This window comes from Methanothrix sp. (assembly GCF_016706325.1).
GTDB lineage: Archaea > Halobacteriota > Methanosarcinia > Methanotrichales > Methanotrichaceae > Methanothrix.
The window spans coordinates 718,271-744,691 of sequence record NZ_JADJJX010000001.1 but is presented as its reverse complement, the minus strand read 5'-3'; the positions used below and the strand labels follow the sequence as shown (position 1 = coordinate 744,691).

At 54.0% G+C, this 26,421-nt stretch carries 29 protein-coding genes and 2 tRNA genes; 15 read left to right on the top strand and 16 right to left on the bottom strand.

Features of this window, described 5'->3' with window-relative positions; translation table 11 throughout:
* The first annotated feature begins 50 nt into the window (after positions 1 to 50).
* From rqcH to IPI63_RS03895, 3 genes are all read left to right on the top strand, one after another.
* A complete protein-coding gene (gene rqcH / locus IPI63_RS03905; RefSeq protein WP_292476745.1) occupies positions 51 to 1,682 on the top strand; it encodes a ribosome rescue protein RqcH in 1,632 nt (543 codons plus the stop codon).
* Positions 1,683 to 1,728: 46 nt separating this feature from the next.
* The gene (locus IPI63_RS03900; protein ID WP_292476743.1) at positions 1,729 to 1,980 is read left to right on the top strand and encodes a hypothetical protein; all 252 of its coding nucleotides are present in this window, start codon (positions 1,729 to 1,731) and stop codon (positions 1,978 to 1,980) included.
* A gap of 453 nt (positions 1,981 to 2,433) precedes the next feature.
* Positions 2,434 to 3,531, top strand: a complete 1,098-nt coding sequence (locus IPI63_RS03895; RefSeq protein ID WP_292476741.1) for a nitrous oxide reductase family maturation protein NosD — start codon at positions 2,434 to 2,436, stop codon at positions 3,529 to 3,531.
* Positions 3,532 to 3,883: 352 nt separating this feature from the next.
* Here IPI63_RS03895 and IPI63_RS03890 read toward each other — a convergent pair whose 3' ends face one another.
* Together IPI63_RS03890 and IPI63_RS03885 are read right to left on the bottom strand one after the other, a co-directional pair.
* Positions 3,884 to 5,074 (bottom strand): hypothetical protein, encoded by a 1,191-nt coding sequence (locus tag IPI63_RS03890; RefSeq protein ID WP_292476739.1) that lies wholly within the window; start codon positions 5,072 to 5,074, stop codon positions 3,884 to 3,886.
* A 96-nt stretch (positions 5,075 to 5,170) separates the two neighbouring features.
* Positions 5,171 to 7,048: an alpha-amylase family glycosyl hydrolase gene (locus IPI63_RS03885; protein ID WP_292476737.1), complete on the bottom strand. Its 1,878-nt coding sequence runs from the start codon at positions 7,046 to 7,048 to the stop codon at positions 5,171 to 5,173.
* Positions 7,049 to 7,428: 380 nt separating this feature from the next.
* On the opposite strand from IPI63_RS03885, the gene IPI63_RS03880 reads away from it, so the two are divergent.
* Positions 7,429 to 8,007 (top strand): DUF1638 domain-containing protein, encoded by a 579-nt coding sequence (locus tag IPI63_RS03880; RefSeq protein WP_214065249.1) that lies wholly within the window; start codon positions 7,429 to 7,431, stop codon positions 8,005 to 8,007.
* Positions 8,008 to 8,009: 2 nt separating this feature from the next.
* Positions 8,010 to 8,417 (top strand): thioredoxin, encoded by a 408-nt coding sequence (gene trxA, locus IPI63_RS03875; RefSeq protein ID WP_292476735.1) that lies wholly within the window; start codon positions 8,010 to 8,012, stop codon positions 8,415 to 8,417.
* Positions 8,418 to 8,449: 32 nt separating this feature from the next.
* On the opposite strand, the gene IPI63_RS03870 is transcribed toward trxA, so the two are convergent.
* The 7 genes from IPI63_RS03870 to IPI63_RS03840 form a co-directional block, all read right to left on the bottom strand.
* Entirely contained in the window at positions 8,450 to 9,022 is a 573-nt protein-coding gene (locus tag IPI63_RS03870) for a hypothetical protein (RefSeq protein ID WP_292476734.1), read from the bottom strand.
* Positions 9,023 to 9,042: 20 nt separating this feature from the next.
* Positions 9,043 to 10,143, bottom strand: a complete 1,101-nt coding sequence (locus IPI63_RS03865) for a hypothetical protein (RefSeq protein ID WP_292476732.1) — start codon at positions 10,141 to 10,143, stop codon at positions 9,043 to 9,045.
* Positions 10,144 to 10,312: 169 nt separating this feature from the next.
* Positions 10,313 to 11,980, bottom strand: coding sequence for a site-2 protease family protein (locus IPI63_RS03860; protein WP_292476731.1), 1,668 nt, complete (start codon positions 11,978 to 11,980; stop codon positions 10,313 to 10,315).
* 35 nt (positions 11,981 to 12,015) lie between these two features.
* Positions 12,016 to 12,558 carry a pre-rRNA-processing protein PNO1 gene (locus IPI63_RS03855; RefSeq protein WP_292476729.1) on the bottom strand — a complete coding sequence of 181 codons (543 nt, stop codon included), beginning with the start codon at positions 12,556 to 12,558 and terminating at the stop codon, positions 12,016 to 12,018.
* A gap of 59 nt (positions 12,559 to 12,617) precedes the next feature.
* The gene (locus IPI63_RS03850) at positions 12,618 to 13,436 is read right to left on the bottom strand and encodes a serine protein kinase RIO (protein WP_292476728.1); all 819 of its coding nucleotides are present in this window, start codon (positions 13,434 to 13,436) and stop codon (positions 12,618 to 12,620) included.
* A gap of 16 nt (positions 13,437 to 13,452) precedes the next feature.
* Entirely contained in the window at positions 13,453 to 13,773 is a 321-nt protein-coding gene (gene eif1A, locus IPI63_RS03845; RefSeq protein ID WP_292478195.1) for a translation initiation factor eIF-1A, read from the bottom strand.
* A gap of 97 nt (positions 13,774 to 13,870) precedes the next feature.
* A tRNA-Val gene (locus tag IPI63_RS03840) sits at positions 13,871 to 13,944 on the bottom strand.
* 122 nt (positions 13,945 to 14,066) lie between these two features.
* Here IPI63_RS03840 and uppS point away from each other — a divergent pair.
* Positions 14,067 to 14,846, top strand: a complete 780-nt coding sequence (uppS, locus tag IPI63_RS03835; protein WP_292476727.1) for a polyprenyl diphosphate synthase — start codon at positions 14,067 to 14,069, stop codon at positions 14,844 to 14,846.
* A 37-nt stretch (positions 14,847 to 14,883) separates the two neighbouring features.
* A tRNA-Arg gene (locus IPI63_RS03830) sits at positions 14,884 to 14,973 on the top strand.
* Between the two features lie 23 nt (positions 14,974 to 14,996).
* On the opposite strand, the gene IPI63_RS03825 is transcribed toward IPI63_RS03830, so the two are convergent.
* A complete protein-coding gene (locus IPI63_RS03825; RefSeq protein ID WP_292478194.1) occupies positions 14,997 to 15,377 on the bottom strand; it encodes a DUF1638 domain-containing protein in 381 nt (126 codons plus the stop codon).
* Here IPI63_RS03825 and IPI63_RS03820 point away from each other — a divergent pair.
* Both IPI63_RS03820 and surE read left to right on the top strand, forming a co-directional pair.
* On the top strand, positions 15,324 to 15,473 hold the full coding sequence (locus IPI63_RS03820) for a hypothetical protein (RefSeq protein ID WP_292476725.1): 150 nt from the start codon (positions 15,324 to 15,326) through the stop codon (positions 15,471 to 15,473). The two genes, IPI63_RS03825 and IPI63_RS03820, sit on opposite strands and share 54 nt — an antisense overlap.
* 278 nt (positions 15,474 to 15,751) lie before the next feature.
* Positions 15,752 to 16,537, top strand: a complete 786-nt coding sequence (surE, locus tag IPI63_RS03815; protein WP_292476723.1) for a 5'/3'-nucleotidase SurE — start codon at positions 15,752 to 15,754, stop codon at positions 16,535 to 16,537.
* 57 nt (positions 16,538 to 16,594) lie between these two features.
* Here the strand turns inward: surE and IPI63_RS03810 are convergent, their stop codons facing one another.
* Positions 16,595 to 17,161 carry an imidazoleglycerol-phosphate dehydratase gene (locus IPI63_RS03810; RefSeq protein ID WP_214065171.1) on the bottom strand — a complete coding sequence of 189 codons (567 nt, stop codon included), beginning with the start codon at positions 17,159 to 17,161 and terminating at the stop codon, positions 16,595 to 16,597.
* A 10-nt stretch (positions 17,162 to 17,171) separates the two neighbouring features.
* Positions 17,172 to 17,897 (bottom strand): 1-(5-phosphoribosyl)-5-[(5-phosphoribosylamino)methylideneamino]imidazole-4-carboxamide isomerase, encoded by a 726-nt coding sequence (gene hisA, locus IPI63_RS03805; RefSeq protein WP_214065172.1) that lies wholly within the window; start codon positions 17,895 to 17,897, stop codon positions 17,172 to 17,174.
* A gap of 1,000 nt (positions 17,898 to 18,897) precedes the next feature.
* On the opposite strand from hisA, the gene IPI63_RS03800 reads away from it, so the two are divergent.
* Entirely contained in the window at positions 18,898 to 19,749 is an 852-nt protein-coding gene (locus IPI63_RS03800) for a hypothetical protein (protein ID WP_214065173.1), read from the top strand.
* A 226-nt stretch (positions 19,750 to 19,975) separates the two neighbouring features.
* On the opposite strand, the gene IPI63_RS03795 is transcribed toward IPI63_RS03800, so the two are convergent.
* Complete coding sequence (locus tag IPI63_RS03795) at positions 19,976 to 20,473, bottom strand: lamin tail domain-containing protein (RefSeq protein WP_292476719.1); 498 nt, start codon at positions 20,471 to 20,473, stop codon at positions 19,976 to 19,978.
* Between the two features lie 54 nt (positions 20,474 to 20,527).
* Positions 20,528 to 20,995 carry a lamin tail domain-containing protein gene (locus tag IPI63_RS03790; RefSeq protein ID WP_292476718.1) on the bottom strand — a complete coding sequence of 156 codons (468 nt, stop codon included), beginning with the start codon at positions 20,993 to 20,995 and terminating at the stop codon, positions 20,528 to 20,530.
* 291 nt (positions 20,996 to 21,286) lie between these two features.
* On the opposite strand from IPI63_RS03790, the gene IPI63_RS03785 reads away from it, so the two are divergent.
* The 3 genes from IPI63_RS03785 to IPI63_RS03775 all read left to right on the top strand — a co-directional run bounded on the left by IPI63_RS03785 (position 21,287) and on the right by IPI63_RS03775 (position 23,415).
* Positions 21,287 to 22,135 (top strand): hypothetical protein, encoded by an 849-nt coding sequence (locus IPI63_RS03785; RefSeq protein ID WP_292476716.1) that lies wholly within the window; start codon positions 21,287 to 21,289, stop codon positions 22,133 to 22,135.
* Positions 22,136 to 22,254: 119 nt separating this feature from the next.
* Entirely contained in the window at positions 22,255 to 22,548 is a 294-nt protein-coding gene (locus IPI63_RS03780) for a ChaB family protein (protein WP_214065177.1), read from the top strand.
* Between the two features lie 207 nt (positions 22,549 to 22,755).
* A complete protein-coding gene (locus IPI63_RS03775; protein WP_214065178.1) occupies positions 22,756 to 23,415 on the top strand; it encodes an NAD(P)/FAD-dependent oxidoreductase in 660 nt (219 codons plus the stop codon).
* 173 nt (positions 23,416 to 23,588) lie between these two features.
* Here the strand turns inward: IPI63_RS03775 and IPI63_RS03770 are convergent, their stop codons facing one another.
* On the bottom strand, positions 23,589 to 23,966 hold the full coding sequence (locus IPI63_RS03770) for a hypothetical protein (protein WP_292476714.1): 378 nt from the start codon (positions 23,964 to 23,966) through the stop codon (positions 23,589 to 23,591).
* A gap of 248 nt (positions 23,967 to 24,214) precedes the next feature.
* Here IPI63_RS03770 and IPI63_RS03765 point away from each other — a divergent pair, with 248 nt between their 5' ends.
* Positions 24,215 to 24,457, top strand: a complete 243-nt coding sequence (locus tag IPI63_RS03765; RefSeq protein ID WP_214065180.1) for an RNA chaperone Hfq — start codon at positions 24,215 to 24,217, stop codon at positions 24,455 to 24,457.
* 60 nt (positions 24,458 to 24,517) lie between these two features.
* On the opposite strand, the gene IPI63_RS03760 is transcribed toward IPI63_RS03765, so the two are convergent.
* On the bottom strand, positions 24,518 to 25,789 hold the full coding sequence (locus IPI63_RS03760; RefSeq protein WP_292476712.1) for a sodium:solute symporter: 1,272 nt from the start codon (positions 25,787 to 25,789) through the stop codon (positions 24,518 to 24,520).
* A 174-nt stretch (positions 25,790 to 25,963) separates the two neighbouring features.
* Between IPI63_RS03760 and IPI63_RS03755 the strand changes: the two genes are divergently transcribed.
* A complete protein-coding gene (locus IPI63_RS03755; protein WP_292476711.1) occupies positions 25,964 to 26,371 on the top strand; it encodes a hypothetical protein in 408 nt (135 codons plus the stop codon).
* Positions 26,372 to 26,421: the final 50 nt, after the last annotated feature.

The following is a 26,421-nucleotide window of genomic DNA, read 5'->3' as shown; positions in this document are numbered from 1 at the left end:
CCAGATATTGATCCGCAACTATTTATCAATTGATCCAGATCCTCCTCTTCATGAAGAAGGCGATGAGCAATGTGGATGTGGCAGCAATCGCAAGAGAGCTTCGGGATCGAATCTCAGGAGGATTTATGGGCAAGGCCTACCAGCAGTCCTCGGACAGGATCTGGCTCACTGTTCAGTCCCCTGCCGAGGGCAGGCTCGACCTTCTCCTGGAGGCGGCAAAAAGGGTTCATATCACCCGGGCCGAGCGTCCGCCCAGCAAGACGCCGCCCCAGTTTCCCACTATGCTCAGAAGCCATCTCTCCGGAGGGCGGATCGTCGATATCAGGCAGCATCAGTTCGACCGGCTATTAGAGATCAAAGTGGAGCGGAGTGGCGTTCCCCGTTATCTGATCATAGAGCTCTTTCCCAAGGGGAGCATGATCCTGCTCGACGAATCCAGAAACATCCTCAGCATGCTCAGAAAGATGCTTTACCGGGGGAGCAAGATGGCTGCTGGAGAGCCCTACCTCTATCACCCCGGCCAGCCCGATCCCAGGAGCATATCCCGGGAGGAGCTGGCCCTCTGGCTCGCCTCCAGCGGCCAGGATCTGGTGAGGTCCCTGGCCCGCGGCCTGAATATGGGTGGAACCTATGCCGAGGAGGTCTGCCTGGTGGCCGGGATAGACAAGAACAAGGAGGCGATCGACCTTGACTCCGAGGAGATCGATAGGGTGCACCAGTCCTTGAGAGATGTGTTCCTGAATGATACCCTCGACCCTCATATCGTCATCGAAGATGGCTCTCCGGTAGATGTCCTGCCCCGCCCACTGAAGCTTTACTCCGGCCTGGAGCAGAAGCGCTTCCCCACCTTCAGCGAGGCTCTCGACGCCTTTTTTATCAGACTTGAGGAGGAGAAGGCGCCCAAGCAAGATCCCCTGGAGCGCAGGATAGAGCTGCAGCGCAAGGCCATTGAGGAGTTTCAGATCCAGGAGGCAGAATTGGTCCGTAAGGGGGAGCTGGTCTACCAGCTCTACGGCAGAGTGGAGCAGATCCTCTCCCTGATGAATGATGCTCAGGCCCGAGGCTTCTCCTATAACCAGATCTGGGAGAGGATCAGCAGCTCAGGCCTTCCCCAGGCCAAGACCATCCTCTCTTTGGACGGCAGAGGGGAGATGCATGTCCTGCTGGATGAGGAGGAGCTGGAGTTGAATGCCGCCTTGACCGTTCCCCAGAATGCCCAGAGGTACTATGAGCGGGCCAAGGAGATGCTCCGCAAGGCCAAGGGGGCCCAGAGCGCACTGGCCATAACCGAGGAGCTGAAGGCCGGAAAGGCTGCACCCAAGAAGGCCCGTGCCGCTCCTTCGTACTACAGGAGAAGGAAGCCCAAGTGGTATGAGAGGTTCCGCTGGTTTTACTCCTCCGATGGCTTCCTGATCTTGGGGGGAAGGGATGCAGACAGCAATGAGGAGATCTATGCCAAATACCTGGAGAAAAGGGACCTGGCGATGCATACCGATGCTCCCGGTGCTCCCCTCACAGTGATCAAGACAGAGGGCAAAGAGGTGCCGGAAAGCACTCTTCAGGAAGCGGCGGTTTTTTCTGTGAGCTACTCCTCTCTTTGGAAGGGCGGACTGGCGGCAGCAGACTGCTACCTGGTTAAGGGGGGTCAGGTGAGCAAGACCCCAGAGCCGGGGGATTCTTGAAGAAGGGCTCCTTTGTCATCGGGGGGAGCGCAGGTACTTCCGGGATGTGCCTTTTGGGATTGCCCTGGGCATAAGGGATGGAGCTCTCATAGGCGGTCCCGTCTCGGCAATAAAGCCCGGCTCAGATCCGGCGGTGGAGATCGAGCCAGGAGAGCTGAATGCCGATGATCTGGCCAAGAGGATCTACCGGCAGTTCTCAGAGAGGGTGGGGGACAGAGCCTTCCTGAAGTCCATAGCCTCCGTGGATCAGATCGTGCAGTTCCTGCCGCCGGGAAATTCGAGGATAAAAGCCACCTGATGATGAATTCTGGGTCAGGGTCTTGAGTTATGGTCCTTGGTTATGATAGAGGGTTGCGATAACGGGTCATGATACTGAACTATGATACTGAGATATGATATTGAGATATGATATTGAGATATGGTATTGAGCGATACTGGCCTATGGTACTGGGCTATGATCAGAGACCGGGCATCGCAGGAAAATTTCCTGGGCTCCTTGCCCGTTTTATGGGCGATGTACCACAGAAGAGCTTCCTTTGTGCTTTGTTCTCTTGGCCTCAGGTTTTAGCCGCAGGGGACTGCGAATCTCCATTTCTCAACTCTTTCGCTCAAAATATCATTGTCCTTAACATCCTGGAAGATGCAATAGATCCTCTCAAGCCTCACCCATCTGCTGCTCCTCTGAGCGGCTGATTGCCCTCCTGCCATCCATAGACAAATTTTTATGCTCTGCTGCTCAGATATAACATCGATGATAAAACAGTTTTCAAATTTCAGCCAGAGGAGCCCCGGGATAATCATACTTCCTGTCCTTATCCTTCTTCTATTATATGGGCCGGCCCATGCAGCCACCATCACCGTTCAGCCCGGGGAGCGCATACAAGAGGCCATCGATCTGGCTCATAATGGCGATATCATCGAGGTCATGAGTGGCACCTACCGGGGGACGCTGGATATCAGAAAAGAGGTCTCTTTAATCGGCATTGATTCCGGAGAAGGAATGCCGGTGATCGATGCCGGCTCGATCTTCGGATCGGTATTCATGACCGCCAATAACAGCCAGATAAGCGGATTTAGGATATTGAACCCGAATGGCGACGGAATCGATGTCGTATCCAGCCATAACAAGATCAGCAACAACATCATAGAAGCATGCGGAGCCGCAATCTACCTGATGGTATCAGACGGGAATACCATCTCCAATAACGATGCAACCGCCCGCTGCCAGGGGGTGATGGCCCTTCTCTCCAGCGATGGCATAATGCTGGCTCACTCGCATGAGAATCTCATCGAGGGCAACACTGCATCAGGGGCATCGATGGGCATATACCTTTACTTCTCCCACAACAACACCGTTCTCAATAACATCGCTCAGAGAAATGATCATGGGATCGCCATCAAGGGCTCAAGAAATAACACCATACAGGAGAACTGCATCTATAGCAGCAAAGAGGAGGGAATTGGCCTTCTGAATGGCTGCAGCGGGAATACCATCACAAAGAACAATGCGACGAACAATTCCATCGGCATATACATTCGAGATTCCAGCCATAATATAATTTATCTGAACGACTTCATAGATAACCGCAAAAATGCCCTGTCCTCTTCTTCAAATAACAGATGGCACTCACCTGGGCAAATCGACTATCCATGCGCGAACAAGAGCTGTACAGGCTTTTTAGGCAACTACTGGTCCGATTATAAGGGCAATAGCTTAGACGAAAGCGGCCTGGGCGATGTCAGCCACGCCTTTGATTATAACTGCCAGGATGACTATCCTCTGATGATCCCCAGTTGCGATCTGATCAAGCCCAAGATGATCCATAAAGGTATAGTAATAGAGCAATAGGTAATAGAGCAATAGGTAATAGAGCAATAGGTAATAGAGCAATAGGTAATAGAGCAATAGGTAATAGAGCAATAGGTAATAGAGCAATAGGTAATAGGCAATCGAGTTGTTAGATTGAAGATACAGCAGCGATAAGAGAAAGGAAGAGCGCCCAATTCAGCTCTCACCCTCCGAAGATCGGATCTTTTCCCCGCTTATCCTTGCCCGCTTCAGGCCGACCGGTGCCGATGCTCATAAGAATTCGTACTTGAGCTTGACAACTGATGGCCGGATCGGAAAAGTCTCTCTTTCATTGTATTGCTGACTGATTCTCCATTCTATATAAAAGACGAATTCACATCCACATCAAAGATCAGATCAATAGAAACTGCCCCGGGGAGAGGCTTGCAGCCAGCATCACCATATTGATCTCCTGGTGATCCGTCCAGGTATGGGCCTGCTGATTTGCCTCATCCTGCCAGAAGGCCTCTATCTCCTCACGAAGGGGCAAGGATCCCAAAAGAGCATCCGGATGAATGCTCGCATCCCTTTGAGTCCCCCCTTGAACGAAGAGCTCCGGCTGCTCCTCCCACCATCTTGCCAGCCCTTCTGCTGCCGTCAGCCCGATGGAGAGGCCCAGCTCCCGGAAGGCCAGGCGGCGTTCAGCCGGCCAGCTCAACTCTCCCCTGCGAAGATATGCCTGCAGTCCGATCTTGGCAGAGAGCAGGACAGTCTCCAAAAGTCCTCCATCCCTCAAAAAACCCTTCATCATCAATTGGGCGATTCGCGAGCCATCGAAGAGCAGCCCCCCTATCCCCAGAGGATCGCTGGTGGGAAGGGTGATCCCCCGGCAGATCCCCGCCATCTCCGAGATCTCCTCTGAGAGATCAAGGGAAGGAGAGATATAGAGATCCTCGCCCGCCGCCTGCAGCTCGCTGTAGGTGACAAGGCCATCCAAAGGATCATGCTGCCCCATAGACGGGACCAAAGGTCGGGAGAGATCGATGCTCATCTTCCAGTACATCCTCCCTCTGCTGTATACAAAGCTGCGATGAGCAGCTTGCGCCAGCTCCACCGCCCACCGCCAGTAAACTGGATCTCCTGTCACCCGAAAGACGCATCGCAGGGCATGCATCCACTTTGTGAGATAATGATAGTACTGGCCATCCCGGTCCCATTCCAGGCGCTCATCGAAGGGCTCCTCAGCCCGGCGTTCCTTCTGGCTCTTTCCGATGCGCAGCCCACCCGCCGTGGGATGGCGTCTCCCCTCCTCCTCTTCCAGGCCGCTGATCCAGCCCCGCCTCTGATCGTCATCCCGGTGGCGGCCTAAGGTGTGATGCACCTGATCCACCAGGGATAGGGCCAGATCCAGATGGCTCTTTTCATCCGTCTGGCTGAAGAGCTCAAGGTAGCTGCAGACGGCAAAGGCATCCGTCCAAAGATACCGGCGAGAGCTTCCTTCCCCGCCCGTCAGGCCGGTGAGGCGGGCATAATCCTCCATGATCTGGCGGACTTCGGCCAGGTTCCCTCTCCTTGTGCTCTCTTCAGTATGATATGCAGCCATCGTCTTCCTATCCATATCATCTGTCGATTGGTCTGTTGATGCACCTGTAGATTCGTCTGTTGATCTGTCTGTCGATCTGTCTGCCCAATTCATCTCTTATCTTCCGCTCTCTGCCGTCCAGATCCTCCCATAGTTGCTGGGAATATCGATCTCCCGCCATTCCCCGGCCTTTGCCCTGAAACCCTCCTCCCCGTGGATCTCCTCATAATAATCGCCTCCCAGCGGAAAGGGGAAGTACGTCTTCTGGTCGCTGTCTGTGAAGTTGAGGGCCACCAGGCTGAAGACATCCCCTGCCCGGCGGGAGAAGAGCAGGAGCCCTCGGGACTGATACCTCTCAGGATCGTCATAGAACCAGTGATCTCCCCTCAGGAACTGCTCCTTCCGCCTGAGCTTCATCAGCCTTCTGGTCAGCCAAATGCTCCTCTTTCCAATGGGATCATAAAAGTAATCCCACCTCATGGGCCGGAAGATCACCACCCTTCCCATGCCGCTCTCCGGGAGAAAATAGTTCTCCCCCATCTCCTGGCCCTGCCAGATCAGGGGAATTCCCCTGGCGGTCATTATGGCGATCAGATAGGGCTGAACCTTATACCAGCATCTCCTGTCCCCCTCTTTCAGAAGGTCGTTGTCATCCCTGCTGATAGTGCGGAAGTTGCAGACAAAGCGATAGTGGTCGTGATTCTCAATATACTGCAGGGCGCTTTTTGGAATGGTATCCTCATTGATCTTCATTGTTTTAGGATAACCTAGAAGGCCCAGCCTGTGGCCCAGGTGGGTCAGATGGCCCTCCAGCTTTTCAGTCTCTGCTCCGGCCACTGCTTTGGCCACATCAGTGGCGGCATCAAAGGTCTGATTCTGCCAGGTGCTGCTGCTATAGGTCTTCTCCAGAATCTCCTCCGGGCCCTCAAGCTGTTCTGCACACTGGATGAGGCGGATCTCATCACCCTCAAAGAACCTCTGCCAGTGATCTTGAGACCCGCTCATCCCCTCAACCAGCTTATAGGTCTGATAGACCAGATTGGCATAGCCCTGGCCGGTGGGGCCATCCCAGTAGTTGGGGACGCAGTCGTACCTGAATCCATCCACATGATAGGTCTTCAGCCAGTGATGGTTGACGGTATAGAAGAAGTCGCGGGTCAGAGCACGCCTGAAATCGGTGCTCTCTCCGAAAAGGTTCTTGGCGAAGTCCCCCAGAAAGGGATTCTCCCCAAAGCCCATCTCCCGGTAGAGGTAGGAGTAGGGAAAGAGGCTGTCCGTATGGCCGTAGACCATATCCAAGATGACGGCGATCCCCCTCTGATGGGCGGATTCGATCAGCCTCTGCATATCTCTTCTCTTGCCAAACCTCTCGTCCACCCCGAAGTAGCCGATGGGCAGAAATCCCCAGTCGGTGGTGTTGGCTATATTGGTGACCGGCATGATCTCAATGCAGTTGACCCCCAGATCCTCCAGGTATTCCAGATGGCGGACGGCAGTCTCCATGTCTCCGCCGAACTCATTTATCATCAGCTCATAGATTATGAGGTCCTCCTGTCTGGGAATCCTCCATTGCTCTTCTCCCTTGCTCCAGATATGAGGCTCATAACCCAGGGTGAAGGCGGAGAGCTTTCCAATGCCAAACTCCCGCGCATAGGGGTCTATTATCCAGTCGATGGGCTCTTTATCCCCTCTTTCCAGAGAATAGCGGTATACATATCTGCCCGGATTGCCCCAGACGGATCTCTTATGGGGCTTTTCAGAGGCATCTATCTCCACCTGGCAGTGCCAGTACTCCCCATATTTTGGATCGATAGAGCATTCCATCGGGAAGCTCTTCGCCGGCACATCCTGCAGGAACTGGTCAGTCTCATGAATTATCTTGACAGAGATGCGATTGCCATTCTCATCCGATACCCAGGGCAGGAAGACCCCGAAGTCTGCTATGCCCTCCGGGGTGCATCTGGCCCCCAACCTCTCCAGTGGCAAGAGATTCATCAACAACCCCCCATTTAATCGAAGAAAGAGCCCTTTTATGATGAGGCTCATAATCAGAGAACGTCTTCTGCAAGGAACTCCAGCATAGGATTTGTCAGTTATCCTAGTTAAGGATTATGAGTAGATAAATAGATACGCATTCAGATAAACTAGTATATAGATATTTGAGTAAATAGATATGTGGATATGGGGATACATGGATTAATGGATGCATGAGTGATCAGATGCATGAGCGATTGGATGCATGAGCGATTGGATTATAAAAATGCTCAAATAAGCAAGCAGGATAATCGGCGAATAGATAGATATTAAGAGAGGGCTCAGGAATCAAATATCGAGGATCACAGATATATCCTATAGCTGCCACAAATATTCCAGCTATGTACACCATCATCGCCTGTGGCATCTTCAAAGATGAGATCGAGAGGGTGAGCGCCGATCTTGGATTCCCCCACCAGACACGCTATTTGGGTCCAGGCCTGCATGTCAACTTCGATGAGCTGAAGGAAGCCCTGAATGAGGAGCTGAAGATGGCTTCGTCAGATGGCAGCCGGGGAACAATTGTGGCTTACGGCCAGTGCCACCCCATGATGGACGAGATCCTGAAACCCTATCATGCTGCCCTACTGGATTGCCAGAACTGCGTGGATGCCTTCATCACCCGCAAGGCTATGGAAGATAAGGCGCGGGAGGGGCTCTTCTTCTATCTTTCCCCGGGCTGGCTTGATGCCTGGCGGGATATATTCAACCGGTTGGGCTGGAACCCGGAGATCGCTCGCTTGCAGATGGGCTCATTTAAAGGGTCGGTGTATATCGATACACTGAAGGACGCTCAGGAGAGGGAGGAGGAGCTCTTGCAGTTCTTTGATTTCACCAACCTTCCCTTCACCATCATGCCAGTGGAGCTGGATCACTTCAAATCACTGATCATCAATGCTATGGAGAGCTTGGAGGATTGAGCTTGGACGAGCTGGAAGAGATTAAGAAAAAGAAAATGGAGAAGATGATGAGAGAGATGAATAAACCCGATGAACCAGCCATAGAGCTGCCTGGAAAGCCGATCATAGTCACAGACTCGAGCGTTGATGCTGCTGCCGGCCAGTATCCGCTCCTCATCCTGGACTGCTGGGCAGAGTGGTGCGGCCCCTGCCGCATGATCGCTCCGATAATCGAGGAGCTAGCAGCGGAGATGAAGGGCAAGGTGGTCTTTGGCAAGCTGGATGTGGATAGCAATCCTCAGACTGCAAATAAGTACAGGATCTCGGCGATACCTACATTGATGGTCTTCAAGAACGGAAAGCTCATCGACAAGCTTGTGGGGGCTTATCCCAAGCCCTCACTGGTGGCAAAGATTCAAAAGTACCTCTGAAGGCCATCCTTCCGGGTGCTCTGGCCTCATTTTTATTTTTTTACCCCGGGCAGGTTTCCTGAAGATCTTACGCCCTCCGGTATGCTGTTGGGAAGCATGATCACTGGATATCCGGTGAGGTTGTAGACCTCTCTGGTGGAGAGATTCTCCGGTGCCAGGTATGAGGGCTTGGTTCTGGTGTACGGATCTTGCCTGAATAGCGGGGTATAGATATCGGAATTGAACTCAAATTTCGATACCGATCCTTGTCTTTGGCTGAGGTTGAACTCCGCTCTTCGCTCCAGGCCGACCTCGATTCCTGCTTTGCGGCTGCTGCTGTTCTCTCCCAGAGCCATTGAGCTCCTGGCGCTCCTGCCTCCAGCGCGCAGGACCTTATCCTCTCTGGGGAGGTTGCCGCCCTCATTTGATGATAAATTAACGGTCGAGTTAGCAGTTGAGTTAGCAGTTGAGTTTGCAATTGAGCTAGTGATTGAGTCGATGGTTGAGTTAGTGGTTGCAGTAACGGGATGCCCTCTGCTGCTCTGTGCCTCTCCGGCACAGGTCAGGGATACAATCGCCATCATAACGACCAGAGCAATCACCAGCCCGAAGACGGTACTTTTCATATCTTGCCCCCTCCGATCCTTCAATTGGTTCTGCCTCTAGTCCTCCGGAGGAGGATTACGGCCAGCACTGCCACTCCGGCGAGGCCGGCTGGAAGGTCTGCGCTCTTGGTCTCATCCGGGAGACTTCTCCTCACTATGTGTTTGGCCTCGATGATATTCTCCTGCAGGTCCATGATGCCGCCATCCTGGCCAATCAAGGCGGTTTGCAGCTCATAGACCCCCGGCTCAAGGGTGGAGTTCCAGGTGATCTCCACAGTCTCGTCGTCCCCGGAGAGAAGCACGGGCGTCTTTCTCTCAGTGATATTGAGAACCTCTCCTCCCTCGGAGAGGGTGAACCTGAGATATCCCTCAAAGGGAACCCGCGACTCGCCCATGACAGTAGCACTGGCCCCGGTCTCATCCTGATAGGTCTCAGTTATCCGCGCGTCCTCAACCGCCACAAAGGGGCTCATAAACGCCCTGGTCTGATTGTGGTTCAGCTCAACGATCTTGACCCGGCCCTCATATGTCAAGCCATTCTTCAGAATGGGCTTCCACTCGTAATCCTTCTGGATGGCTGCGGACATGATTCCGGAGATGGGAACTGCCCTCTCCTGGGTTACATAGAGGGCCCGATCTCCCTGGACCAGCATATAGTAGATGTCCACGATGGTCGGATCGCGGGCGCTTATCGCCATATGGAGGCCGCGGGAGTCGGCACGAAGATCGCGCACATCAAACCTGACCGGCTCGACCCCACCGTAATAAAAGCGATAGCACCGCCGGGAGGGGGACGGTCTGTCCTCAATCCCGTCCTCATCGCTCTTGCTATTGCTCTTTGTCTCATCATCCCGCAGTGTGGCGCAGGCAGAATAGCTTCCCTTATCTAAATCGAGCCTCGGCCAGCGGACGATATAGGTGCCAGGAGCATCGAAATCCAGTCTCTTCGTACTTAGAACCCTGTTCTCCTGGATCAGATCCATCTGCAGAAGTCCTGCCCCCTCCCCTGCCAGGGTGATATCGGCAGAGTCGGTATTGGAGTAGAGGCTGGAGATCTCTATGGACTGAGCTGTTGTGGCCAGGGCCATCAGCAGGGCGAATGCCGCAAGATGGCGGACGGAGTAGGTAGAGGATATTTTCATGGGACGAACCTGCCTGGCAACCTCTCATTTCTGAATGGGTTTAAAACTGTCGTATCGAAGCGAAGGATATAGAGATTGGATAAGAGGGGCTGACAAGAGGGACAGGCAGGAGCCAAAAGGAGCTGCCAGCCCCGCCCAGAGGGGCGTCAAGCTCTCCTGGCCCCGGCCATCAGATCGATAGATTGTGGGTGAACGGCGCAATGATGCTTATCAGCAGGCTGGTCAGGATCACCCAGGTGAAGACGGCGACAGCAGTTCTGGTGAGCCTCTCCGCCTCCTCTGGAGGCACCAGCCGCTCAAAAGCGGTCTGAACCATATCCCTGAAGATATGGCCGCCATCCAGGGGGCCGGCTGGAAGACAGTTGAAGAGGCCTGCATAAAGGTTGATCCAGCCTATCCAGAGCAGGAGGTTGGCTATCCAGAAGAACCTCTCGCCCAGGGGCTCAGCCCATCCAGTCGGCTGATAGACAGCAGTCAGCCAGCCACTGAAACCCGGAAACCCCTTCTGGGTGAAGCCTGGAATTCCGGAGAAGGGCAGGCTGAGCATGTAGGTGAAACCCTCTATGCCCCTCTCTGGTATGCTCTTCAGGACCTGGAGAAACTGGCTGGCTGGGGCTTCCTGGAATACTGCTCCGCCGGAGTAGATAGCATTTCCAGATATGCCAATGCCTATGAAGCCCGCGCTTGCTGTATCCGGCTCCACCTGCTGCCCGTCCCCCTCCAGGCCGCCGGCTGAGGTGAGATTAACCTGATAGCTCTTGCCATCTCCAGTGGTGATGGTGATGATCTGGCCGGGGCGGGTGAGGTTCATCTGACCCCGGAAGCTTTCAACATCCTCCACCTCTCTGCCATCGATTCTGGAGATGACGCCCCCCGCAGGAAGGCCGACAGCATCAGCAGGCGAGTTGGGGAAGACAGAGGCGACCATGATTCCCCTCGCCGCCTGGCCGGGAAGGAGGAGGGTCTGCTTCTGGCCGTTGTGCATGACCTCCATCTCTGCCCCGGCGTTTCTCAGTCTGCTGTAAAGCTCCTCGATCTTTATCGAATTCACTCCGTTCACCTGGAGCAGGGCCATGCCGCTCTCAAAGCCTGCCTCCTCTGCTATTGAGCCCTCCTGAACGCTAACCACAATCAGCCGGTCCACGGGGGAGATGGAGCCCAGAACCGGTCCAAAGAAGAGGGCCATGGCCAGGGCGGCCACCAGGAAATTGGCTATGACTCCGGCGGAGAGGATCCTGATCCGGGCGGCCTTACTCACCAAAGGAGGCTTATTCTTGGCCCCGAAGAGATCTTCATCGTCCGGCTCCACAAAAGCGGCTATCGGGGCAACGAACAGAGTGACAATGCCCATGGACCGAACCCTGACCCCTTCCGCCCGGGAGAGAATGCCATGGGCGAACTCATGCACCAGCATGGTGATGAAAAGGGCGATCCAGCCCCAGAAGAAGGGGATGTACTCGTTCAGGCCGGGGATGAGCAGGATATTTCTGGGGGCATTGTAGCTGCTGGGCTCAGGGGGAGAGAGGATCATCAGATATGTCATCAGCAGGACCAATATCAGGAAATAGGCCATGCTCAATATCACCAGGGGGATTCCCAATGAGACCACAACCCTCCAGAATCTCCTGGGGCGGCTGAGCCTATCCAGCAGCTTCAAGCCCCTGGTCGTGCGTATGAATATGAGGAGAGGTATACCGGATATCCCTCCCACAGTCACTCCTCTCCTCTTCCATTCTTCGCTGTCCCTCAAGGGCAGAAGGAGAATGGAGTACAGGCCTATCAATGCCGCTGCAATGAGCAGCCAATCGGTGAATTCTAGCTGTAACTCGAAGCTCAAAACCCCAGCCTCAATCAGATCGATCCGAGCGGGCCCTAGAGTATGCCCTGCTCTTTCAGTTCCTCTTTAGCCAGCTCCTTATGCTTCCTCTCCAGGAAGCTGTAGACATTGCCATGCGGAGCACCATCCAAGAGCATCTCTATCGCCGTCCGGGCCACCCTGATCTGAGCGGGATAGCCCAGGATGGCCACTGTCTTGCCGTAGACTGAGACCTTGGTGCCTGAGAGCTGCTCCATCACCACCCGCGACCTTCCATCCCTGCCGATGATCCGCCCCTTCAACCGTTCCATATCGCTCCTGGTGCTGGCCACCTTGGATATATCGAGCACATCGAGCATCAGCATCTCGTCGTCCAGGATCACCAGTGCCCTCTCCGGTGAGAATCCCCTGCCAATGGCCTTTACCAGGTCCACGACCCTCAATACCTGCAATGGATCTTCTTCGGATGTGACTGAGATTGTGCCCGTCTCGCTATCTATCTCCAGAGAGGTCTGTGTCTTCTCTTCTATGAAGTGCTTGGTGGAGCCGCTGGGGCCCACCAGAACTCCTATCCTTTCTTCTGGGATCTTAATATCCATTGTCAGCCTCCTTCATTTTGATCTGCTGCTTTTCATGGCTGCTTTTCATTGCTGCTTTTTTAGTGCTGCCTTTTATAATCTGTTTTATAGTCTCGATTTTTAAGTTCTCTAGCCTTCTGAATCCTGTCCCAGATCTCCTCGGATGAGCCGATCGAATATTTTTTCTGGAAGTAATTGGCGATATTGGAGATGTCGCGCTCCAAGAACCTTTTAGACTGGGGATGGTCCAGGGTGACTGACTGCCCCATATCGATTATCACCGGCTCGCCCCGGTCATAGAGGATATTGAACTCGCTCAGGTCGGCATGGACCAGGCCGGCCTGATTATAAAGAATGGATATGTATTCAATGATCTTCTGGTATATGCGCTCGGCCTCTGCAGCCCCCAGTTCCATATCCTTCAGGGGTGGTGCGGCAGCATCTTCCTGGCCTATCATCTCCATCACCAGAATATTCTCTCTCATGGCAAATGGGTGGGGCACCCTCACGCCGGCCTGCTCCGCCCGCAGGAGATTGCGGTACTCCTTACGGGTCCAGGCGGCGACAATGGCTCTTTTTGTGCCCTTGACGCTGCTAAATCTGGGATCGCCATGCAGGTAATCCCGCATCACATTGAAGTTGCTGGTAGAAATGCGGTAGATCTTGAGGGCAAGGACCCTCTCCTCCGAGAGTGCTGCGAATATGTTCGCCTCTTTTCCAGTGCTGACTGAGCCTCCCAGGGCATCTATGACCCCCTTGCTGGCCAGGCTGTACAGGTCCATCAGGGTCCGCTTGTCAAAGACAGCATCCTCGACATTCAGATCGTCAGAGTCCTTGATCCTGGTGCGAAGGGCATCAATGCGGGCATCAAAATCCTCATCCTTGCTACGCCTGCTCATGATCTGTCTATCCGGCCTATGAAGAGCCCTTCAGAAAACCTTTGCGTTGCAGCCAGTCCACCTGGGGGCCGGTGTATCTCCAGACAACATCCGCCTTCTCATTCTGAAACTCCCAGGGGATGATTATGACCACGTCGCCCTCTCGGATCCAGATCCTCTTCTTCATCTTTCCCGGTATGCGGGCCATCCTTGTTACTCCGTCTATGCCTCTGACCTTTATTCGATTGGAGCCAAGAAGGCTTTCTACATGACCGAATATCTCTCTATCCTGTTTACGGGGGAGGCGGACCCTGGTTATTACCGCTCCTTCCTCCCCCCCATGATCACTATTATACAGCTTATCACCTCAAATAATAATTATAGAGCAACATCCCACACCTTCAGTTGAAAATGGCGCTTGAATAGTTAAAGCTTGTGTCGATCCAGTTCCGAAATGGGCCCGACGCGATTCGAACGCGTGATCTCCGCCGTGTGAAGGCGATGTCATAACCAGCTAGACCACGGGCCCTGGGAATAAGGAAGTGAGGCATCAGATATTAGTATTTTGCCCCCGGGCGAGGATGGCCCCGCCGGCCTTTGGGCTCAGACAAGGAATTATTTAAATAGTAATTCGCGAGATTAATTAACTGAATGAGTTCGATGATCAGAAATCCTGTTTATATGCTATATGAAAGGATGCTCAAGGCTCAGGTTTTGGCCGGGGCGCCGGTGGAGCATGTGGCGATAATCCAGGATGGGAACCGCAGGTATGCCAGGAGAAAGGGGCTATCGCAATTTCTCGGTCATAGCCTTGGCGCTGAGACCTCGGAGAGGGTGTCGGAATGGTGCCTGGAATTGGGCGTGCGCCATCTTACTCTTTATGCTTTTTCTACAGAGAACTTCAGCCGGGATGAATCGGAGAAAGGCTATCTGTTTGATCTGATAAAAGAGAAGTTCAATGATCTCAGAAGATCGAAGAAGACTCATAACAACAGAGTTCGAGTGCGGGCCATAGGTCGTCTGGAGATGCTGCCCGATGACCTGCGGGAGGAGATCCGGCTGACTGAAGAGGCCACCAGGGATTACAGCAGGATGTATCTGAATGTGGCCCTGGCCTATGGCGGCCAGAGGGAGCTGGTGGATGCTGCATGCTCCCTGGCCCGCCTGGTGGTGGAGGGAAAGGTCAGAGCCAGGGATATTGATGAATCTCTCATCGCTCAGCATCTTTATCCCCAGGATGGCACTCCCGTTCCCAAGGTGGATCTGATCATCAGGACGGCGGGGGATTTTCGCACCTCAAACTTCCTTCCCTGGCAGGCCAATGGCAATGAATGCGCTGCCTATTTTTGTGCTCCCTTCTGGCCGGAGTTTCGCAAGATCGACTTTCTGCGCGCCATCAGGACGGCACAGACCAGGGTCTCATGCCAATAGGCTTAATAACCTGAAGCATTCCATGAAGGCTGTTCTTGTCCCGATGGGGTAGTGGATATCCTGGAGGCCTGCGGAGCGTTTTTCGCGCAGAGAGCCTTCAACCCGGGTTCGAATCCCGGTCGGGACGTGATATTTATCCTGCGCAGAAATTTAGCTCCGGCATGAAGCATCTTGATCTCCGCGCATCGCCCAGCACTTCATCAATTGCCTCTTAGTCTGCTGGTAGCTCCTCTCTGCTACCCTCGTTCCTCCCTCAAGCTGGATCTTCTTCAAACCAAACTGCCTGGCAAAGTCTTCGACATTCTCATCAAAGCCCTTCTCAAGAGCAAGGCCGGTATCAATCCTGGCCACCTTGGTCAGGCCGCTTCTCTTCAGCATCGACTGCATATCTCTTTTTCTGCTGCGGGTTGACCCCTCCTGGCCCATGGCTTTCCAGTTGGCAGCCCACATCGGTGTCATGAAGAGGGCCACGTCCTGATGCTCGGCCAGAGTCCGGCTGTAGATCTCGTTTCCTCCCAGGGCGGCAGCAATGCAGTCGTCGATCCTCTCCCCCTGCTCATCGCCGAGGAAGTAGAGGGGGCAGGGAAGGTCGAAGAGGTCCTCCTTTGCATCGGCAAGAGAGCCTAGGCCGGCTGAGGAGGATGTGGGGCCGCCCCAGAGACTTCAGCTTCTCCGACAGTCTCATGCTTTCGATACCATCCACCAAGATGAGCTCTCGAGTCTCCTCATCGGCGGATAATATGTGGGCTAGCTCGTCCTCCAGCATCCTGCAGACCACAATGCTTAGCACAGGCATGAATTATCTGGCAATGGATCCGGGCGGATATAATCGTATGCTTTGGCATATAGCGTTTATCCGGTTCGGGGGATAGTTTAATACCGGTAGGATGCTCAAGGCTCAAGAGATGCATCGCATACTGGTTAGCAACGATGATGGCGTTTATGCCTCCGGCCTCGAGGCGGCGGCAAAGAGCGTTCGGGGCCTGGGGGAGGTGACAGTAGCTGCGCCCTCCGGGCAGAAGAGCGGCGTGGGCAGATCTATATCCGTCTTTGAGCCCCTGCGCTATGCCGAGGTGAACCTGAACGGCTTTAAAGCCTATGCAGTCACTGGAACACCGGTGGATTCAGTCATCATAGGCATCTTCGCCATCCTTAAGGAGATGCCTGATCTGGTCATCTCAGGAATAAATGTGGGAGAGAACATCAGCACCGATACTGTTACCACGAGCGGGACCATAGGAGCGGCCCTGGAGGCAGCCAGCTACGGTGTTCCTGCCATTGCGGCCTCGATCCAGGCCGTCGACCAGGGCGATAAGTTCGATATGCATCATGGGGCCAAGCACAGCTTTGATGTGGCAGCTCTGTTTCTGCGCCGGGTAGCGACCCGGGTCTTAGAGCACGGCCTTCCGGTGGGCGTGGATCTTCTGAACCTGAATGTCCCTGTCGGGGCCAGCGAGGAGACGGAAATAAAGGTGACCCGTCTGGCAAAGAAGATCTTCAAGACGACAGTGCAGGAGCGCTTCGACCCGCGCGGGCGGCCTTATTACTGGATAGATGGAGAGCTGATATGCTGCGATGAGGAGGGGACTGATGTGCAGACCATCTATCAGGACAAGCTGGTATCCTTAACCCCCCTCAGCCTGGACTCCACTGCCAGAATCGATCTGAAAGAGATAGAGAAGCTATTTTGATCTCTATCTGGCCTCAGATTCGCCTCCGACCTACCCGGATCCGCCCTGATCTGCCCCTCAGATCACCCCTTTGGTGCTGAGGATGCCCCTCTCTCCCTCCGCCGCCGCCTGGCGCAGGGCCAGCCCCAGGGCCTTGAAGATGCACTCCATCTTGTGGTGGTCGTTTTTCCCGTAGAAGCGGATATGGACTGTCAGCCTGGCTGCAGTGGAGAGGGCTTCAAGGAATGGCCCGAGGAGCAGCACCTCGAAGTCACCTATCTTCTCTCCCCGAAACTCCCCTGAGAGGATCAGATAGGGCCGGCCGCTGAAGTCCAGGGCCACATCCGCCAGTGCCTCGTCCATGGGGACGGAGGCCGAGCCATAACGGCATATTCCGCTTCTGTCCTCCAGGGCATCATCCAGGGCCAGGCCGATGGCCTCTCCCAGAGCCTGGACCCTCCAGAAGCCCTCCTCTGCCTCCGCCATCAGGTCCATATTGGCCGTGCGGGCCAGGCTGGTGAGCATATGATCAAGAAAACCAGATCCTGAGGCTGCTTCAGTTCTCCCCGATCCCCCCAGGTCAATTGCTGCCCGGGCCCGGCAATCTCTGTACAATCCCTTGCCTTTTCCCTTTCTCTTAGCCATTTGAGATCACCTATCCTCGCAGAGCCTGCAGGGTGCGGGAGACGCTCAGCTTTCCGGTGTAAATGGCAGCTCCTGCCACAGCTCCCGCCGCACCGGCATCCCTGAGGGCCAGGACATCCTCCTCGGTGGTGACTCCGCCGGCAGCGATAACCGGTATTCTTAGGGCTGCCACCAGCTCTCTTACGGGCTGGATATCGATTCCTCCCTCCCTGCCCTCCACATCGATGTTTGTGAAGAGGATGGAGCCTGCGCCCTTCTCCTCGAAGATTCTGCCCAGCTCCACCGCCCTCCTGCCCACGCTCCTCTGCCAGCCCTCCGTGGTCACATCCCCTCTCCTCACATCCAGGGCCACCATGATCCTCTCCCCTCCATGCTCTTCTCCCAGGCGGAGGATCATATCGGGCTCTTTAAGGGCCGCAGTGCCCAGTATCACCCGGTCCACGCCCAGGCTGAGGAGCTCTCTGACGTCCTCTTCCGAGCGGATGCCTCCCCCCACCTGAATAAAGACGTCCAGCTCCTTGACGATCTGGGCGAGGATGGGGGCGTTCACCCTCTTGCCCTGGATGGCCCCGTCCAGGTCGATGATGTGCAGGTGATCGGCCCCTTCCCCAATCCAGTGCTCTGCCTGGGTGAGCGGGTTGTCCAGGGCCACCAGCTCTGTTCCCGGAACCCCCCCCACCAATTGGACGCACTTGCCGTCTCGCAGGTCCACTGCGGGAAAGAATGCGAACTTCATGCAGGCCAATTTGCGCCGGATAGACCTTAACCGTTTCGATGGTTAACAAAAGGATGAGGATCTGAGTGATAGGGATCTGAGTGATAGGGATCTGAGTGATAGGGATCTGAGTGATAGGGATCTGAGTGATAGGGATCTGAGTGATAGGGATCGGTGATAGGGTCTGGTGGGGTGAGTGATAGGGACCTGAGTGATAGAGATCTGAAAACTGCTCAATCGAGTCACAGCGGAATCAACACTGGCCACAGCGCCCTCCTCAGAGGAACCAATCCACTTCAGTGGCTGGTCTGATCCCGCCAGATCCCCGACTCAAAGCCAGGGCAGATGCAAACAGAGCACTGGAATCTCACACAGCGTCCTTTTTACAGGAACCCGTAGCACCGCCAGATGCAGGGCCTGCTGTTGGCTTCGCCTGGTGGCTTTGTGCCGTGTCCCGCACCCCGGCGAGAACCTCAGATCCGGCTGGATTAAGGCAATACTGCGCCCGTTACGGCGTGTATCTTTTTGGCCTTATAGAGCTATCCAGTCCTTTCTGTGCGTTACCGACCGCCACACAGGAGGCACCTCTCAGGTATTTAGAATCGTGGCGTATCTACGGTGGGATACGTCTATCGATTTCTTCTTTTCCGAGAGTTTTGTCGGCAATTCTGTTCCCGTTCTCAGTGCAGAACGCGGCTCTTTCATATACGTATGATTAATACTTATAGTTGTCGGTAGGAGTTATATACTGTAAATTACATAATATAAATCACATGACACGGATTGTATAATAGGGCTGCACAGTTGGAGTTAAACAGTAACAGCTAAAGAGGAAGGAACCAGAAGAGAATAGGAGGGAGGGAAAGCCGATAGGGCAAAGGAGGGAGAAAACTCTTATCGGCTTTCGCCGTAATCTATATAGACAATTGCCTAGATATATAGTTTTCGATTGCAGCCGGAGAGCATGGCTCAAGCCTGCTCTGCCGGCAGGCTCTAGAACAAAGATGAACGACTCCCTATCATGAGATGCACAGCTCTTGATTCAGTGCCCTTGCTCTATAGAGGGATGATGGGAATACTGGCAGCCCTCCTGCTGCTGACGGCGGCCACCTTGGCCCTGCCCACCTCAAAGCATAGCTGGACAGAGACCCCCTGGGATGGGGGGCTGGCGGAGGAAGACGGGACAAAGGCCACGACGCTCTCCCTGCCCCTGGCCTTCAACCTGAGCGGGGCAGAGACACCATCGCTGTATATTGGGGGGCATGTTCTGAACCTCTCAGAGTACCTCCCCTGCCAGTTCTCCTGCCAGCTTTGGATTAGAAAAGGCACACAGTGGAGCCATTACCTGGAAGCGGCCCGGGGGGAGGAGGTGGATGTCATCCTCTATATGCCCAGATACGGCAATGTGGACCTTTATCTCATATCCTATGCCAGCGGCACACAGGATCACTGGAACTTCAAGCTCCTGGAGGGATACCATCTCCTCAGGCTGAGGATTGAGGAGGAGGGAAGGCACTTCATGATGGCTGCGCAGAAAAATGAGCCGGGAAATTCCCTGATCCTGGATGTGGTGTCGAGAGCCGATACAGCCACCACCTCACCACTGGACCTCTCCCTCGTCCCCATTGGCAAGGCCAAGGTGACAGTGAGAAGCGAGAGGATGAGGGGATATGATGTTTATTTGGATGGAGTCTTCTACAGCAGCGATATAGGCGACGGCTCCATTGATGGCATTGCCAGCTTCACTGTGAGCGGGGATAAGACCCATACCATAACTGTATCCCAAAGGGACATTCAGGGCAATATCATCAACGTAAGCGAGCATACCAGGATCTTCAAGAGAGATGTCGCCTATACCCTGTTGATAGAATGAGCCTCATATGGGCAGAGTCGACGATCTCATCGATCTGTGGGCGTAAGGATAAAAAACCGGGATAAAAAGGGGTTTCTGCTCATCAGATCCCTCCCATCCCCCTTCTGAGTGGCAATCCATCCCTCTTCAGAGTGGCAATCCATTCCTATTCAGAGTGGCAATCCATCCCTCTTCAGAGTGGCAATCCATCCCTTCGAAATGCCGGCCCGCCTTTTAGCAATCCAGCCTAGCCAACCTGCAGCTCTCTGCCATTGGGCATGCCTCTGCTCGCTCTGAGCAGCGCCCAATCAGCACTGGTTCCGGTCCTCTTGCCATCAGGGATTCGGCCATAGGTGAAGTGATTTCGGCTATGGTCAATCAGATGGGATGCCCTATCCATCGTCTCACCCTGAGCATTGAAAAGGGAGACTGTGCCGTTGCCTGTTGTCGCCCAGCTCTTCTTGCCCTCTGCCACCTTGAAGCCCAGGGGATCGATGATGCCACTGAGGGGAATGGTGACCATCCAGGCCTCATCCTCGACCTTGACCATCCAGCCGGTCAGGTCCACGGGATCCGCCCCGGTATTGTAAAGCTCTATCCACATCGATTCATTATTCGGCGCGCTCAATTCTATCTCATTGATGACCACATCACATATCCCAGTAATTGAGAGGGCCATCAGGCAGAAAAAGAGAAGGAGCACTCTAAAGCCGCCTTTGGCTGCTGTACTCATATCCGGTCTCATCTCCAGTACATCCTGAATCCCATGATCTCTTAACCAGGAGTCTATTCAGCAGCCTTAGAGGATATTGGAGGACCCACGGGTTCCAGCCGCCAGGCCCCAATCGCTATCTGTGTTCGTATCATATCCGTCTGGATGCCAGCCAAAGGTGAAGTCATTTCCCAGGCTGTCCACCCGGAAGGCAGTCCTGTCCACCTCCTCGCCGGATGCCGTGAAGAGGGTAGCATATCCGCCATTGGTATGGTTCCATGATTTCTGGCCATCCATGACATAGAATCCGCCAGCGGGGAGGATTGTCCCCTCGGGAACGGCTGATAGCTCGCCTATCCAGCTGCCATCGGTGATGGTGGCCGTCCAGCCGCTGATGTCCACGCTCTCATTTCCAGAATTATAAAGCTCGATCCATTCGGCTCCTCCCTTCGGGGGGTTCAGTTCCATCTCATTTATGACCACTGATGCCATCGCGCTGAAGGCCAGGATCATCAATGCAGCAGCAAGAGAGATAATCCATATGTTTGATCTCAAAATTTTTCACTCTCCGTATCTTCTTGTCTCAGGGTCGAAGGGAGAGAGCCAGTACTTTCAGTCCCTCCGAGTACACCATCAATGATCTTAATACTGTTTAGTATCCGATCACTGGTATATTACAATATCGCAGTCCGTTGCATCCTCGATGAAGGCTGAAGCCAGATCATTTGTACTCTGAAAAATAAATTAGGAAAACCCTATATAGTTAGAGAGTTATAAACTGACCCTGATAAACCCGGATTAGTCGAAAGGAGATAAAAATCGGGAAATAGCAATGAGGTGGAGTGAATGAAATTGACGATTCTGGCACGCAGGCCAGCAGTTGCACGGCTATTGATCTCTCTGTGCATCGTTCTCGGCCTTCTGATAGCGAATCTTGCCGCTGCTCAGGAGGAGAGTTATATTCATCTGACGATGCCCCTTGGCGACGAGACAGATACCTATGCAGAACTCGGCACTATCGTGCCTTCCGCATTTGATGTCGAACCGTACGAACAGAAGATTCTGAATTATACTGGCGGCAAGGATATTAAGACATCCATCCTCCTGAATGGCAGCCGAATAGATATCTTTCTGCTGTATCCCTGTCAGCCTCCTGCAAGCCTCCTTGATGCAGAGGGATTGATATCCTTGCTCGCCACTGTTGATGCAAACATACTGCTGGCCAATTACAGTCAATCCGAGTTATATATCGATGACCGGCCTGCTATCTGGGGCATCCTGGGGGGATCCCTATTCGCCGCCTACCAGCCCACCAACCAGACGGCAGCATTGATAGTGATGGACGCCAACATCGATGAGGATACGATATTCGATTTCCTGTTGAACATGAATATAATCGTAGATGAGAGCATGACCCCAATCCCGCCCGGCTACTGCGCTGATGCCACAGCAGCAGCCGCCGATCAGGCTGCAGCTATTGCTGCCGAGGCTGCAAACGCCACTGATGCTGCAATGGATGGGGCGAATGCTGCAGACCTTTCTGCCGGCATAGATACAGATAAGGCGGCAGAACAGTCAGCAGCCCCCGCCCTGGCATCGGCAACTCCAGCTCTATCCCGCCAGGATAAGGCCAAGGCAGACCGGGAAGCGGCCATGGCAAAGCTGAGAGAGGTCAAAGCATCCACGAGAAAGTGAAGGGAAATCGCAGAGGTTTTGGGCCTCTCCCATGATCCAGGTCAGCCCAAAACCTTTTAACCAGGCTGTTATTAATAGGAGGGCCGTCACAACCTAAACACATACAGGAGGTGTATTAGATGCCATACAAGAATATAAGCGAGCTGCCCAGGAGCGTCCGAAATCTGCCCAACCGGGCCAAGACCATATACATGAAGGCCTTCAATAGCTGCTGGGAGGAGCTGGAATCAGAAGAAGAGGCGATCCGCGATAGGGCATCTCACAAATCAGCCTGGTTGGCTGTAAAAGAGCAGTATGAGAAGGATGAAGAGACTGGTGAGTGGGTTAAGAGCGATGAATATGTAGGAAGGCGTTCGCGCCATCGCAAGAGCAGGTCCAGCGGGACCTCTTTGCAGACAAAGGCACATGCATGATGCCTGGAAAGAGATGCTGATGAGGAATTGAGTCTCAATGGTTCTAAATTGAGTTCCTCTTCAGCTATCCTGAAGGACATAATCGAAATATTCTCTTGATCTTGGAAAAGCACTTTTGATAGGAAAAGCTTTTTGCCGGGAAGCCTCAACCCATTTACCTGACAAGCAAATCCAATTCAAATCGGTTTGATGCAGGAGTGGTTGAGCATGACCAAAGACATTCTGGAAAAGGGCGCCATCATTCAAAGGGATAAAGAGACCTTTGCCATCGCCCCCCATATTGCAGGCGGCATAATCGATCCCGCTGGCCTTCGAAGGATCGCCGATGTGGCAGAGAAGTATCATGCCAAGGCCTTGAAGATAACATCCGCCCAGAGGATCGCCATCGTGGGTATCGAGGAGAAGGATATCGATAATGCCTGGGCAGACCTGGGCATGAAGGCCGGGGCGGCCATAGGCCTGTGTGTTCGCAGCATAAAGATCTGTCCCGGAACCACCTTCTGCAAGCGCGGCCTGCAGGATGCTGTGGGTATGGGGCTGAAGCTGGACGAGAAGTATCATGGAATGGAGCTGCCCTGGAAGTTCAAGATGGGGGTATCAGGATGCGCCAACTCCTGTGCTGAGCCGGCGGTGAAGGATGTCGGCCTGATTGGCACTGCCAGGGGTTGGAGGCTGTTGGTGGGCGGAAGCAGCGGGGTGAGGCCGAGGCTGGGTATGATGCTGGCAGAGAATCTATCCGATGATGAGGCCTTCGCCCTGATCGATAAGATCGTCAACTTCTACAAAGATCATGCCAAGAAGCAGCGTTTAGGCGATTTCATAGAGGAGATCGGCTTTGAGGCCTTCAAGAGAGAGATTCTGAAATAGGGCACTGAAAATAGGGCGCTTCAGAACAGGGCACTTCAGAACAGGGCACTTCAGAGCAGAATAAAATGGAGACTAGGCTGACACCACTGGTGCAGCCTCAGTCTCTCATCCATTTTCATTCCGGGCCGGCTTAATGGGCTTTCTGCTCCCCAGTAAAGCAAGACCCTGCGGGCTCAGAGACTGTACAGAGCCACTGGACGGCCGGTGAGCTGGGCAGTCAGCCAGGGATCCAGAGAGGCATACTCCGGGGGCTGCCCGCCTGCAGCAGAGCTATTGATGATGATAGGAGTGCTGCTGGAGGCATAACTTGGGTAATACCATAGCGGTGCCTGCCCGGGCGGATAGACGGTGCCATTGTAGATCTTAAAGCCCTTAGGTGCGCCCCCCCATTTCCAGAGGTTATCATGAACCTCTTCAACAACCGGCTTTGTGCTGTGCTCTTCCAGCCAAGAGAGGCCAAAATCCCTCCCACATCCAGGAAAGATGAAGATGGTTGCAGGAGGAGGATGATAAGGCCCATGCAGATCAATGAGGCCAGCTTTTTTTTTCATATCCACATCCCTTAAGGCTCTTATCCGGCCTGGATTAAATTGCTGTTGCTCCTTTTGCATCAGCGGTGCTTCAAGTCACGGCGTAAGGTTGATAATCTCATGAATGAAAATTTATTTGAGCCTGGCTGAAGGGGTTGAAGCCTCAATCTCATGTCCCGGGGCTTCAAGGCTCAGGATCGGGGAGGATGCAGTGCAAATCATGCATAAAGCCAGGCGGACAGAGACGTATTATGATCGGGGGAGGAGACATGTCTGAAGAAGAGAGACCCACAGGGAAGCAATCATTGCCGCAATTCATTCCCAAGCTGAAGGGCAAGAGGGTGATGGTCCGCCTCACCTCAGGCGGCCAGCCAGTCACGGGAACCATAGAGTCATTCAACTCCTATGAGATCCTGCTCCAGACGGCAAAAGGGGAGCTGCTGGTCTTCAAGCACGCAATTGCCACCATCGCGGTCCTGGATGAGCCCAGGGGATACAGGCCGGCTGCATGACGGAGAGCGATGCAATTTAGTTGGGGGCGCAGCAGAGCCTGGCCTCAATTCTGTTATCCTTCAAAGGGGCAACCTCTTCCGCCAGCTCACTGCAAAGAGCAGAGCTGCAGAGACCGCCATTCCCAGGAGGGGATAGCTCTGTCCCAGGAGGATGGCAGTTGACCCCCCTCCTGCTATCGCCCATAGGGCTCCAGTGGAGGTCAGGCCGAGTTTTTTTCTGTAGAATCCAGCGATGATAGGTATGAATAGGCCGCTGGTGAAGACGGTATAGGCTATGAGCAGCGCCTTGATGATGTTGGGGATGAAGACGGCAAAAGTGAGCGCAAAGACCCCAGCGATGATCACTGCAACTCTTGAGGCCTTCATCATATGATCCTGATCATCCTTGAGACTGCTCTCCCGGTGCGCTCTCTGCCGTATTTTCCCGTATATGTCGAAGGTCAGGATGGTGGTGAAGGTCATAAGGCAGGTGTCTGCCGAGGACATAAAGGCGGCAAGCAGGGCGGCAGCCACCAGCCCCTCAACCGCGGGCGAGAGCAGCCCTGCCATCAAGGAGGGCACTGCCTGCTCGGGGGATATCGCAGGATAGAGATGGCGGGAGAAGATGCCCAGAGAGGTGATGAGAAATGCCAGAGGGATCAGGATTATTGCCGTCATGAATGCCGAGAGCTTCGCCCCTCTTGCGCTGCGGGAGGAGAAGATGATCGAGTACATATCAGGGCCGATCAGATAGGCGGAGCCCACCACCAGGATCATGGATATCGCTTTCCAGAAATCCATTTCAGCGGACAGGGGAAAGCTCTGCCCGATGAGAGGCCCGGCTCCAACAGTGCTGAAGGCTCTCCAGAACAGGATCGCCAGTCCGGATGTTATTATGAGCAACTGAAATAGATCTGTCCTTATAACAGAGATCCTTCCTCCGTATGCGGTATAGAGGACGAATACCATGCTGGAGACGATCATGTAATAGTTGATATCCCCGCCAAAGACGGCAGAGAGGATATTTCCCGAGGCTATGATCTGCACTGCTATCACTCCAATCCAGGAGATGGCGATGAGGAGGGAGGCTGAGGCTTGAGCTCTCTCTCCATAGAACGAGCCGACGAGCTGGGGAAGAGTGCTGCACCCAGTAGATCTTATCCTCTCAGCAAGAAAGAGAGAGAGGATGAGCATGCCAATGGTGCCCGATAGCATCCACCAGGACCCGGTAAGACCCTGGCTGTAGCCCAGTCCAGCCATGCCGATGGTGGTGGATGCTCCCAGTATGGTTGCGCAGAAGGTGCCTGTGAGGGCCATGATCCCCTGACGTCTGCCTGCGAGATGGAAGTCCACCAGCCCCCTCAATCGATGCCGCCAGGTTCCTATGATGAAAATGGCCAGCAGATAGGCCGCAATCGCTATAGCTGCTTGATTCGTAAATCCTCCTGCAAAATAGAGATCCGCCGGAAGAAATTTAAATACCTGGCGCATAGTTATCTTTAAAAATAATCCTTGATGGTGAATGCAATGAGAAAATATGTAATGGCAGTTCTGACTGTGCTGTTGGCGGCATCATCTCTGATCGCGATTGCCAGTTCAGCAGGAGAGGTCGAGTACCGACCAGGGGAGAAGGGGGCAGAAAATCTGTTCAACAAGGGCATTGGTGGCCCATGGGTCGGCGGAGAGCCCTTCACCTCGGATCTGTTCAAATCCGGTTCCTGGGCGGATTTCAGACCGATAAGCTGCGTCAAGCATCCCATTGCCAGTTGCCAGTTGATGGGATACTTGAATACAGCAAGCGGATTGATCATCGCCTCTGATGAAGGAAACAGCCTCAATCTCAATCCCGGCCCGGGTTGCTATCCTGTCTATGGATGCTTCGATAAAGGAAAATTGGTGGGGCTGTTCATCGATTTCCGGCTGGGCGCTTCCTGAAGATGTCTCCTGAGGGTCCATTCTGGGCTCTCAAGATGATTTTTATTGTA